The 12853-nt window shown below is 66.8% G+C and carries 5 protein-coding genes and 1 pseudogene; 4 read left to right on the forward strand and 2 right to left on the reverse strand.

The window, feature by feature from the left end; all coding sequences use genetic code 11:
- Positions 1 to 7 precede the first annotated feature (7 nt).
- Complete coding sequence (locus tag A5625_RS00125; protein ID WP_066988366.1) at positions 8 to 364, forward strand: DoxX family protein; 357 nt, start codon at positions 8 to 10, stop codon at positions 362 to 364.
- Between the two features lie 65 nt (positions 365 to 429).
- Here the strand turns inward: A5625_RS00125 and A5625_RS00130 are convergent, their stop codons facing one another.
- The gene (locus tag A5625_RS00130; protein WP_066988367.1) at positions 430 to 825 is read right to left on the reverse strand and encodes a hypothetical protein; all 396 of its coding nucleotides are present in this window, start codon (positions 823 to 825) and stop codon (positions 430 to 432) included.
- A gap of 273 nt (positions 826 to 1098) precedes the next feature.
- On the opposite strand from A5625_RS00130, the gene A5625_RS00135 reads away from it, so the two are divergent.
- Together A5625_RS00135 and A5625_RS00140 are read left to right on the forward strand one after the other, a co-directional pair.
- Positions 1099 to 1833 (forward strand): response regulator transcription factor, encoded by a 735-nt coding sequence (locus tag A5625_RS00135; protein WP_066988371.1) that lies wholly within the window; start codon positions 1099 to 1101, stop codon positions 1831 to 1833.
- A complete protein-coding gene (locus tag A5625_RS00140) occupies positions 1830 to 3335 on the forward strand; it encodes a HAMP domain-containing sensor histidine kinase (protein ID WP_066988368.1) in 1506 nt (501 codons plus the stop codon). The genes A5625_RS00135 and A5625_RS00140 overlap by 4 nt, the downstream gene beginning before the upstream one ends.
- Positions 3336 to 3493: 158 nt before the next feature.
- Here A5625_RS00140 and A5625_RS00145 read toward each other — a convergent pair.
- Positions 3494 to 12688: pseudogene (locus A5625_RS00145) on the reverse strand (amino acid adenylation domain-containing protein); the annotation flags it as partial.
- Between A5625_RS00145 and A5625_RS29770 the strand changes: the two are divergent.
- Positions 12667 to 12853, forward strand: a 187-nt coding sequence (locus tag A5625_RS29770) for a hypothetical protein (RefSeq protein WP_232003293.1), incomplete at its 3' end; no start/stop codon positions are given. The pseudogene A5625_RS00145 and the gene A5625_RS29770 overlap by 22 nt on opposite strands.

Consider the following 12853-nt stretch of genomic DNA (forward strand, 5'->3'; position numbering starts at 1 on the left):
TTGCCCGATGAGTGTGTTGACTTCCCCGAAGACCTACACCGCGCTGGCGGTGTTCCACGCCGTCGACGCGGTGGCGTGCGGTGTCCAGGTCGCTCCCATCAAGAAGGTCCTGGACGACGTCGGGCTGCCGGAGAACGTTCGGCCGGTGCTACCGGTGGTGAAGGCGGCCGCCGCGGTCGGCCTGCTGTCGGTCCACCGCTTTCCGGCCCTGGCACGGTTGACGACGGCGCTGCTGACGCTGTATTTCGTGCTGGCGCTCGGTGCGCATGTCCGGGTACGCGACAAAGTCGTCAACGGTCTTCCGGCCGCGCTGTTCTTGGCGCTGGTCGCCACCATGACGGTGAAGGGGCCGGACCCGAACTAGTCCCGCGCCGATGCCTGTCGCCGGCACGATGTGAAGCATTCGTGCCGGCGACACGTGTCTAACGGTCAGGGACGCGGTGCCGCAGACGGCGACGTGGGTGCTGTCGGGGATGCCGCACCGGGAGGTGGGGGCCAGAAGCCGCGCGGGGGCCCCGGCGGCCCCGGCGGGGGAGCAAACCCGAAGCCGCCCGGCATCGGTCCGCCCATCGGGGGAGGCGGCGGGCCGTGGAACGGCGACGCCGCGAACCCCGGCGGCGGCCCGGGAGGCGGCGGTGGGGGCGGACCGACGCTCACGATCCAGGCGAATGCGATCGCCGCGACGGTGCCGACCGCGCCGAGTAGCGCGCCCGCCACGCCGGCGCCGATCACCACGCCGGTGGAGTGACGGCGTCGCTCTGGTGCCTGGTATGCGACCGGCGGCGGCGGGGGTGGATTGGTGTTGATGTCGTCGTTCGTGGTCATGTCTCGGACGTTAAGAGCCGGGGCTGAAATGGATCTGAAGAAGCAGCTACGTTACGGACCTCATGCGTCACTGCTGTCAGCAGCGAAGGACAACGACCTCTTGCCCGCCTTCGCGCGACAATGCGGTGAGGTCGGAAGTGAGAGAGGCATTTGTCGCTCGAAGGCGGGCGACTGTCACATTCCTCCTCGTCTGTGATGCACGACGCGTGTTGTGCCGAGCGCCCGCTGCGACCGCTTCAGGTTCATCTCAGAACCGGTGCCGACAATGGGGGTATGACGGGTCCGCGGCACGCCGACAGTTATTCGCCCGCGCGCCGCTCTGACCAGTTCAGTATCGGCACGCCGCGGGTACTGGTCGTCGAGGATTCCGAGACCATCCGCGAGATGGTCAGCGAGGCGCTCACCGATGTCGGCTATCACACCGAGGCGCGGTGCGACGGCGACGGCCTGGAGCAGGTGCTCGACGGGATGCGGCCCGACCTGGTGGTGCTCGACGTGATGCTGCCCGGACGCGATGGCTTTGCCCTGATCGACGTCATCCGGGAATGGGGTGAGATCGGCATCGTCTTGATCACGGCGCGCGACGGACTGCCGGATCGGCTGCGCGGCCTTGACGGCGGGGCCGACGATTACGTGATCAAGCCGTTCGAATTGGCCGAACTGGTGTCGCGGGTCGGCGCGGTGTTGCGCCGTCGCGGACGGCTGTCGCAGGTGATCCAGTTGGGCGACCTCACCCTGGACCTCGGCGCGGGTGTGGCCGCGCGCGGCGGTCACCGGCTGGAGCTGACCGCCACTGAACTGCGGGTGCTGGCTTTTCTGGTCGAGCAACGCGGCCGGATCGTCAGCGCCAATCAGATCCTGAACGGGGTGTGGGGCTATGACGCCTACGACCCCAACCTGGTGCAGGTCCACGTCAGTGGATTGCGACGCAAGCTCGAGGCGCACGGGCCGCGCATCCTGCATACCGTGCGCGGCATCGGCTACCGCCTGCAACCCGAGCGGTCATGACGGCCGCGTCGACGACACCGACGCCGTCGCTGCAACGTCGCGTGACGCTGGTGGTGTTGGCGCTGTTGGCGGTCCTGCTGGTGGCGCTGGGCGTCACCATCGATATCGCCATCGGTGTTCTGGCCCACCGGAACCTGCACGACCGGCTGATGGCCGCGACGTCTCGTGCCGACGCCTTGAGCGCCGCGCACACCTCACCGGATCTGCTCGCTGCCCAACTGAACGGCGGCGGCATTCGGGCGCTCATCGTCACCGCCGACGGCACCGGGTACGGCGACCGCGGGATCAGTCCTGACCTGAGTGACGGGGCGGTCGAACCGCCACCGCCGCCGTATCCACCGCCGCCGCCCTACCCACCGCCGTTCCCGCCGGGCTACCCGCCGCCGCCGTACCCGCCGCCGTATCCGCCACCGCCCTATGCACTTCCGCCGCCGCCCGGCTCTCCGCCGGATGCCACCGCGACGGCCATTGTGCACCCGCTGCCCGACGGCGCTCGGGTGGTCCTGGTCGCCGACACCACGCAAACCACCCAGGTCATTCATCAGCTGCGCGGCCTGATGATCGCGGCCGGCCTGGTGACGTTGCTGCTCGCGGCGCTGCTGTTGATCGCGGTCAGCCGGGCGGCGCTACGCCCGCTGGATCGGCTCACCGCACTAGCCAACGCCATCACCACCGGGGATCGCGGCCGGCGCCTGCATCCGGATCGCACCAACACCGAACTCGGCCGCGCGGCAAGCGCTTTCGACGGGATGCTGGATGCGTTGGAAATGTCGGAGCACCGGGCCAAGCACGCCGCGGACACCGCGCGGCGCGCCGAGACGGCAACCCGGCGATTTCTCGTCGACGCCGCCCACGAGTTGCGCACCCCGATCGCCGGCATCCAGGTTGCCGCAGAACAAGTCGCGCACACTGCCTCCGAACACCCAGACGACGGGCAATACCGGCGGGCGAGCTTGCTGCTCTCCGACGCTCGGCGCGCGGGACGACTTGTTTCCGACATGTTGGACCTGAGCCGCATCGACGCCGGGCTCACGCTCGAGTTGCAGAACGTTGACGTGGCCGCCGTGCTCGACGGCGAAGCCGACAGAGCCGCCATGCTGGCACCACAGCTCAACGTCAGCCGCACCGGCTTGACCACACTCCATCTGAACGCCGACCCGACCCGCCTGTCGCAGATCGTGTCCAACCTGCTGGACAACGCCCGCCGGTACACGCCGGCCGGCGGAGCGATCACCATCGACCTTCACGCAGCCGATGACCTCGCGGAAGTCACCATCACCGACACCGGCCCGGGCATTCCGGATGACCAGCGGGACAACATCTTCGAGCGACTGGTGCGCTTGGACACCGGCCGCGCCCGCGATCACGGCGGCGCCGGACTGGGCCTGGCGATCGCGCGGGCGTTGGCGCGCGCCCACGGCGGCGAACTGGTGTGTCTGCCCCACCAGGGCGGCGCCCAGTTCAGGCTCACCCTGCCGATCGACGCCCGTCGATCGGGGTAGGGCAGGTCAAACAGCGCCCATCCGGGATGGATTCACGTCTGTCCCAAGGTGTTTGGCCGCTAGCCTGGTCTCGATCGCGTCCTTGGCGATGAATCAGCCAGCACATCGCCGCATAGGTCTCGTCGATCGGTCGACAATCGACCGTCCCGCACGGACGGTCATGATTGCTCCTCCACGTCTGCGGTCATGGCTACCACCACACGCTGGAAACGTTCGACCATCTTTTCGATTCTGGCCGCAGTGAACACGTCAGTGTCGAATTCGACGCGAAGGCCGAGTTCGTAGCCTGGCACGGCTTGCACCGAAAGCGGGTAGTGGTTGTATTCGCGACTGGTGAAGCTCGCTATGTTCAACTCGTCGATGGCCGATAACGCAGCGGTATCCATCGGATAGTTCTCGTAGACGAACATTGTGTCGAATAACTGGTCGTGCCCCGTTACACGGTGGATCTCGCTCAGGGCCAAGTGCTGGTGGTCGAGAGTCTTGGTGTAGGTACTTTGCAGCTGGTCGAGCAGGTCGGCGGTGGTCGTCTCCGCGCCGATGGTCGCCCGTACCGGGACCGTGTTGATCAGCAGACCAACCATCGATTCCGCGCCGGCCAAGTCGGGTGGCCGCCCCGACACCGCTGTGCCGAACACCACGTCGTGCTGGCCGGTCAGCCACGTCAGCAGCAGGGCCCACGCAGCCTGCAGGACAGTGCTGACCGTGGTGCGGTACGAACGCGCCAGCTCGCCCAACGCCTTCGTGGTCTCCGCGGACACCTGGAACGACGCGGTACCGCGCATACCGAGCGCTGGACGTCCAGGGGGTCCCACCAGGCTGGGAGTGTCGAACCCGTCGAGGACCTCACGCCATGCTGTCTGAGCCGCGCCTCGATCCTGTTCGGACAGCCAGGTGACAAAGCTGCGATACGACGGCGCGCCGGGCAGCCGCACCCCGTGATAGCTGGCGAAGATTTCCTGCAACAGGATCGGCTTCGACCAACCGTCGAGCACGATGTGGTGGTTGGTGAGCACGAACCGATACAGATCGTCTGCGGTGCGGATCAGGGCAGCACGGAAGGGCGGCTGGCCGGCAATATCGCAGACCGCGACGCGTTCGGCGGTACACAGCTGCTGTACCTGTTCCTCGACATCAGCAGCTGCCGAGCTCAGCTCGACGTACTGCCAGGCCAGCGCCGGATCGGCGGGCATGACCTGCACCGGTTCACCGAAGTCGTCGCAGAAACCGGCCACCACGTTCGGGTGGCGGGTGACGACGGCGTGCACTGCCTCGCGCAAGCGTTGCGGGTCAAGGGCACCACTCACGGTGATGTCGAGCTGCACCGCATACAAGTCGGCGCTGCCCTGCCCGCTGCCGGTGTAGTACAGCAGGCCCTGCTGTAGCGGGGTTAGCGGCAATACATCGCCGATCCGGTACTGCTGCGCCAGCTTGTCGATGTCCTGCTGGGTAAGACGGGCTGGCGCGATGTCGGACGGGGTCAAGCCGCCCCCACCGCCGCGCACGTGCGCGCAGATGCCGGCCAGCGCGTCGAACCACAGCTCGCTGAGCCAGCTGACCTGCTTGTCGTCCAGCGCCGAGCGTGCCCAGGTCCAGTTGGCCTGCAGCTGCGGGCCGGCCTCGGTGTCCATGGTGCCCGCATTGAGCTCCACGGTATGAGCCAGCGGCATCTCCACTGCACCCGCGGCGCCGCCCAGCGAGAAACTGTTCTCGGTGAGCCGCCACAACTCACTGGAGAGGTCGGCCGCACCACCCAGACGACCTAGGTAGTTGAAGCCGATCACGGGGTCGGGCCCACCCAGATCCAACTCAGGGGCGAGGTAGCGCAGCAACCCGTAGGTCAGCCCGTCGGGCAGCGCGCGCAGCTGCTCCTTGGCGTCCTTGATCAGAGCGCTCAGTGCATCGTCACCCGCCATCACCTGTCCCCAAGACAGGCCGCCGACCGGCCCCCCGAATTTCAGAGCCACCGGGTACTTGGTGGTGAACCAGCCCACCGTGCGCGACAAGTCGACATGCGGGGCCAGCTCCTCCTGGCGGCCATGGCCCTCGACATCGATGACGATCGGGGTGCTGGCGCTCAAGAATTGCGTCCACGCCAAGCCGAACGCGATCAGCAATATGTCTTGAACCCCGGAATGGAACGCCGCCGGGGCCTCCCCAAGCAGCTGGCGGGTCGTCTCGGCATCCAGCGACACCGACAATTGCCCGGCGCTGACGTAGGTGTCCTCCGGCTGTACCGGTGGTAACGCGGCCGGGATTGCTGCCACCTGACGCCACGCTTCGGCCTGGGCCATCACGTCTGCGCTCTGCGCGTACTCGGCCAACAGCGACGACCATCGGGCAAACGACGTCCCGGGCGCCGGCAGCGCCACCGGCTGGCCACTGCGATGCTGAGCCCACGCAATGTTGAGGTCTTCCAACAGGATTCGCCACGACACACCATCGACGGACAGGTGGTGAACGATCAAGGCCAACTGGTTCGTCGACTCGGCCCACACCGCGCGCAGCATCGCCCCGGTACCCGGGTCGAGCCGTGACCGGGCCGCCACCAACGCGTCAGCCGACAGCGCGTCGACGGTGTCTACGCAGCCGGCGGCATCTACCGTCCCGGCTTCGGACACCCACAACAACCAGCCGCCGGTGCCGTCGTCCTCGACGCGCAGCCGCAACGTGGCGTGCCGGTCCAGCAACGACTGCAGGACCACCACCGCGTCGGCCTGCGTGACACCCGCGGGAGCTTGCAACACCATCGTCTGGTTGAACTGCTCGACCGGGCCCTTGACGCTGTGCAGCCAGCGCATGATCGGGGTGGCCACCACCGACCCGGTGCCTTCATCGACCACGCCCCCCTCGCCGTCGGCGACCACAGTGGCGACCTGCGCGAGCCGCGCCACCGTCTGTTCGACGAAAACGTCACGCGGACGGCACATTACGCCGGCCGCTCGGGCACGGGCCACGACTTGCATCGACAGGATGCTGTCACCGCCCAGATCGAAGAACGAATCGTCGACACCGACCCGCTGCACACCCAATATCTGGGCATAGATGCCGGCCAGGATTTCCTCGACCGCGCTGGATGGAGCCCGGTAGTGGTCGACATCCTGGTATTCGGGTGCCGGCAGGGCGCGGACGTCGAGTTTGCCGTTGACCGTCAATGGCAGCGCCTCGAGCACGACGATCGCGGTCGGCACCATGTAGGCCGGGAGCCGATCAGCCAGTGCCGTGCGGATCTCGGTCGGGTCGGCGGTGCCGGTGATGTAGCCCACCAGCCGCTTGTCGCCGGGACGGTCCTCGCGCGCGATCACCGCCACATGATCGACCCCGTCCAAAGCGGCGAGGGCCACTTGGATCTCACCAAGCTCGATGCGATAACCACGGATCTTGACCTGCTCATCCGCACGCCCGACGTAACACAGCTGACCATCGGCGCCCCACGACACCAGATCCCCGGTGCGATACATGCGCGCCTCCGGTGCCCCGAACGGGCACGCCACAAACCGCGTCGAGCTCAACCCCGGCCTGCCCACATACCCGGCGGCCAACGCGGCACCGGCCACGTACAGCTCGCCGACCACCCCGGCGGGGACCTGACGCAACCAACCGTCGAGTACGAAGAATGCAAGATGGGCCAACGGCACCCCGATGGGGCTTGCACTACTGTCGACGTCGCCGTCGACGATCTCGCGGAACGAGGCGTGCACGGTCGTCTCGGTGATGCCATACAGATTGATCAGACGCGGCGGTCCGGGGTGGTGGTTCAGCCACGTCTTCAGACGCTGGGGTTCGAGCGCCTCGCCGCCGAACACCACGGACTGCAACTCCAGCTGCTGCCCCAACCTCGACGCGAGCCCATCAGCGGTCTGCAGCACATAAAACGCCGACGGCGTCTGGCTCAACACATTGACCTGCTCACGAACCAGCAACGCGTGCAACTCTTCTGGCGAACGCACCACCGAATCGGGCACCATCACCAACCGGCCGCCATACAACAGCGAACCGAAGATCTCCCACACCGAGAAGTCAAACGCCAATGAATGACACTGTGTCCACACCTGTCCCAACGTCAACTGGGCGTCCAGCGAATCCAGCAACCGGGTGACGTTGTGGTGTGGCACTGCAACACCTTTGGGCGTCCCAGTCGTGCCCGAGGTGTAAACGATATAGGCGATGCTCTCGGCCTCAACCGCCGGTAACGCGGTCTCGGGCTGGGTCGTCACCGCAAGGTCGTCGATGTCGATCAGCAGCAGGCCAGACCCCTTCAGCCGTGACCGCACGTCTGCGTTGGTGACCACCGCGACAGGCGCAGAGTCGCCCAACACGAACTCCATCCGCGCCGCGGGAACCGTCGGATCGATTGGCACATAGGCGGCACCGGTCTTGAGCACCGCCAGTATCGCCACCACCGCTTCAGGCGTACGCGGAAGTAACAGGGCCACACGCGTACCCGGTCCCACACCCTGAGGAATCAGCAAGTGCGCCAACCGATTAGCGGACTCCTCCACCTCGCGATAAGTCCACGACCGATCCCCATAACTGATCGCTACCGTCTCCGGGGCGCGGACCGCCGCCTGAGTGGCGAACAATTCGGGGATCGACATCGCGGACATCTCCGGCTCGGCCAGCATCGCCCGATTGCCCCACTCGTCGAGGCGGTCGTGCTCACCCCGGTCGAGCAGATCGATCGACGACAACTGCCGGGCAGGATCGGCGATCATGGCCGCCAGCACCTGCTGCAACCGGTCGATCAGCGTGTCGATCACCGCACGGTCAAATGCGTCCGTGTCGAATTCGACGCGAAGGCTCAGTTCGTGGCCCGGCGTCGCCACTACCGACAGCGGATAGTGGTTGTACTCGCGGCTGGTGAAGTCGGTGATGACCAGATCATCGGCGCCCAACAGGGCGCCGGCGTCGATCGGATAGTTCTCATACAGGAACAACGTGTCGAACAGTTGATCGTGCCCGGTGGCGCGGTGGATCTCGGGGAGAGCCAGATACTCATACTCGAGGATCTCGTTGTGGACGCGCTGCAGCTGCTCCAGCAGATCGGCGACTGTGCTCCCTGCGCTGGCGTTGGCCCGCACCGGCACCGTGTTGATCATCAGCCCCACAATGGATTCCGAGCCGGGCACTTCGGTCGGCCTACCCGAGACCGCGGTGCCGAATGCCACATCATGATGACCGGTCAGCCACATCAGCAGCTGCGCCCATGCACCCTGCAACACGGTGCTCACGGTGGTGTGGCACGAGCGGGCCAACTCGGTCAGGGCCGCTGTGGTCTCGGCGGACACCCGGAAGGACGCGACGTCGCGACGCCCTACCTGGCCCGGCGTACCGATCAACGTCGGGGTCTCGAAACCCGCCATCACGTCGTGCCAAACCCCTTGTGCGACACTGCGGTCCTGCCCATCCAGCCAGGTGACAAAGCTGCGGTACGACGGAGCCGCGGGGAGCCGTTCGCCGTAGTAGCTGCCGAACACCTCCCGCATCAGGATTGGCAGCGACCAGCCATCCGCCACGATGTGGTGAATGGTGAGCACTAAGCGGTACTGGTCTTCTGCGGTGCGGATCAACGCCGCCCGGAATGTCGGTTTGTCAGCCAGGTCGCAGACCGCGGCGCGCTCAGCAGCACACAGTCGCTCAATCTGCTGATCGGCGTGGCCGCCCACGCGGTTCAGTTCAATGTCCTGCCAAGCGATCACGGGCTTGGCCGGGATAACCTGCAGCGGCTCACCGAAGCCTTCGCAGAACCGGGCCACCAGGTTGGGATGCCGGTTGACGACCGTCTGCACGGCCTCCCGCAAGCGGTGCGCATCGAGGGCGCCGTTGATTGTGATGCCGAGCTGCACGGTGTACAGGTCGTCCAGACCCGGTGCGAAGCTGGTGTGGAATAGCAGACCCTGCTGCACCGGCGTCAGCGGCAGCACGTCCAAGACGTCGCCCTGCGAGCAGAGTTCGTCGATCTGCTCCTGGCTGAGGCGGGCAGGAGCGATATCGGACGGGGTGAGCCCGCCCCCACCGGCTTTGACGTGCGCGCAGATACCGGCCAGAGCCTCGAACCACAACTGGCTCAGCCGGCTGACCTGTTCGTCCTTCAGCACCGAGGGCGCCCACGCCCAGTGCGCCTGCAGGTGCGGCCCAGCCTCGGTGTCGATGGTTCCCGCATTGAGCTCCACCGTGTGCGCCAACCCAAGGGGCACCGCCGTTGCCACACCCGCAAACGACAGGCTGTCCTGGTTGACCCGCCACAACTCGCCGGGCAGGTCGGTACCCGCACCGAGCCGGCCTAGGTAGTTGAACCCGATCGTCGGGTCAGACCCGCCGAGATCGACCTCGGCGTTCAGGTACCGCAGCAGACCATAGGTCAGCGAATCGGGTAGGGCGCGCAGCTGCTCCTTGGCGGCTTTGATCAGGGCGCCCAGTGCGGCCTCACCGGCGACAACCTGCGCCCACGACAGGCCACCGACCGTCAACGCGACCGGATATTTGGCGGTGAACCAGCCCACCGTGCGGGACAGGTCCACAGACGGGGCCAGCTCCTCGTGGCGCCCGTGACCCTCGACGTCGACACCGATCGGCATACCCGCGCCGGTGTCGAGAAACTCCGCGAATGCCAACCCGAAGGCGATCAGCAATATGTCACCGACACCGGCGTGAAACGCCGCCGGGACCTCACCGAGCAGCTGGCGGGTGGTCTCGACATCTAGCGACGCCGACAGCTGGCCCGCGCTTTGGTAGGTGTCCACCTCGGGATGCGCCGCCGGCAGCGCGGCCGGTATTGCCGCCACTTGTCGCCACGCGTCGGCCAGGGCCACTACCTCGGCGCGGCGCGCATGTTCGTCGAGCAGCGATGACCAACGCGCAAAAGACGTCCCGCCCGTCGGCAACGCCACTGGCTGCCCGCTGTGATGCTGCGCCCAGGCGATGTTGAGGTCCTCCAACAGGATTCGCCACGACACCCCATCGACGGCCAGGTGATGAATAATCAGTGCCAGCTGGCCGGTAGAAGTCGCCCACACCGCGCTGAGCATCAGTCCCGCCGCCGGGTTCAACCGCGCCCGGGCCACCACCAGCGCCTCATCCGACAACACATCGGCGGTATGCAGGCATCCGCGCGCGTCCACCGAACCAGCTTCGGGCGCCGCCAGCGACCAACCGTCGGCGCCGTCATCGTCGACGCGCAGCCGCAACATGGCATGCCGATCGAGCAACGCCTGCAGGACGACCGCCACGTCGGCCTCGGTCACCCCCGCCGGAGCGGTGACCACCATGGTCTGGTTGAACTCGTCGATCGGGCCCTCGACGCTGTGCAGCGAGCGCATGATCGGGGTGGCCACCACCGGGCCGATGCCCTCGTCGACAACGCCGGCCTCGCCATCGGCCACCGTCGCGACCCGCGCAACTCGCGCGACCGTCTGTTCGACGAAAACGTCACGCGGACGGCACATTACGCCGGCCGCCCGCGCGCGAGCCACGACTTGCATCGACAGGATGCTGTCGCCGCCGAGGTCGAAGAACGAGTCGTCGACACCTACCCGCTCCATGCCGAGGACTTGGGCGTAGATGTCGGCCAGGATTTCCTCGACCCCGTCGGCCGGGGCCCGGTAGTCACCGGCGGCGAATTCGGGTGCGGGCAAGGCGCGCTTGTCGAGTTTTCCGTTGACCGTCAACGGGATTGCCGGCAACACCACCACCGCGGCGGGGACCATGTAGGCCGGGAGCCGACCGGCCAGTGCCGTGCGGATCTCGGTCGGGTCGGCGGTGCCGGTGATGTAGCCCACCAGCCGCTTGTGACCGGGACGATCCTCGCGGGCGATGACCGCCGCCTGGCGCACCCCATCCAGGGCGGCCAGGGCTACCTGGATTTCACCGAGTTCGATGCGGTACCCGCGGATCTTGACCTGCTCGTCGGCGCGGCCCAGGTGTCGCAGCTGCCCGTCCTCACCCCAGGACACCAAATCGCCGGTGCGATACATGCGTGCCCCGGCGGCCCCGAACGGGCACGCCACAAACCGCGACGCGGTCAAACCAGCACGCCGCACATATCCAAGGCCCACGCCGCGCCCGGCCAGGTAGAGCTCTCCGACCACCCCGGCCGGCACCGGCTGCAGCCACTTGTCCAGCACGAACATTGCCGCACCGGGTATCGGCGATCCGATCGGCACCAGGCCCTGCCCCGGCGTCAGGGGCCTACTCATCGACGCGCACACCGTTGCCTCGGTCGGGCCGTAGGCATTGATCATCACCCGCCCGGGTGCCGCCCAACGATCCACGACGTCGGTCGGGCAGGCCTCGCCGCCCACCACCAACGCCGTGGACTCCAACCTCTCCGGTGACAGCAGCGCCACTGACGACGGAATCTGGGTCAGCACGCTGACCTTCTCCGCGACCAGCAACGCGTGGAGATCTTCCGGAGAACCTGCCACGGCCTCGGGCACCACCAGCAGCCGCCTACCCCGCAGCAGCGCACCCCAGATATCCCACACCGACAAGTCGAAGGCCGAGGAATAGCACTGCGCCCAGACCCCCCCGCGCGGCAGGCGCTCATCGAGCGCCTCGATCAGCCAAGTGACGTTGTGGTGCGTGATGGCCACGCCTTTGGGTGTGCCCGTAGTCCCGGAGGTGTAGATGATGTAGGCGACGTTTTCCGGTGCGGGCATTGGAAGTGGGGTGTTGGGTTGGGCCTCGATGGCGGGATCGTGGGCATCTACGATCAGCAGACCGGATCCGTGCAGCCGTGAGCGCAGCCCGGCCGTGGTGATCAGCACGGCCGGTGCGGCATCGGCAAGCACGAACTCCATTCGAGCCGACGCATGCCCCGGGTCGATCGGCACATACGCTGCCCCGGTCTTGAGCACCGCCAGCATCGCCACGATCGCGTCAGCGCACCGGGGAAACAGCAGTGCCACAGTCTGTCCCGGGCCAACCCCATGACCGGCCAAGAGGTGTGCCAACCGGTTTGCGGCCTCATCGAGGCTGCGATACGTCATGGAGCGGGCGTCGAAGGTCACCGCTACTGCCTCGGGGGTACGCGCGGCGTGCTCGGCGAATACCACCGGAATCGACACCGGCGCGGTTACCGGCTGGGTTAACGCGGCGCGATGCGACCACCCATTGAGCCGGGCGTTCTCATCCTCATCGAGGATTTCGATCGAGGAGATCGGCCGCCCGGGATCGGCCGTCATTTCCATCAACACCTGCTGCAGACGTGCCGCCAGGTAGGAGACGTCAAAGCTTGCAAACGGCTGTCCGCGGCCTGCCGTGCTGAGAAACAGCTGGTCACTCGAGCCGATAAAGAAAAGCCCGAAGTGATCGGCGGGGCCGTTATTGGTATATGTCGCGGTTGCCGGAGCGCCACCACGACGAAGGCGGCTTCCTCAACCTGAGACAAGCAGCGAACAGGGTAGGTATCAATTTCATCCCGTCTCGATTGACCCTGGACCTTGGTGGCGCTCCGGCAACCGCGACATATACCAATAACGGCCCCGCCGATCACTTCGGGCTTTTCTTTATCGGCTCGA

It is taken from the genome of Mycobacterium sp. 1465703.0, from assembly GCF_001672975.1.
Lineage (GTDB): Bacteria > Actinomycetota > Actinomycetes > Mycobacteriales > Mycobacteriaceae > Mycobacterium.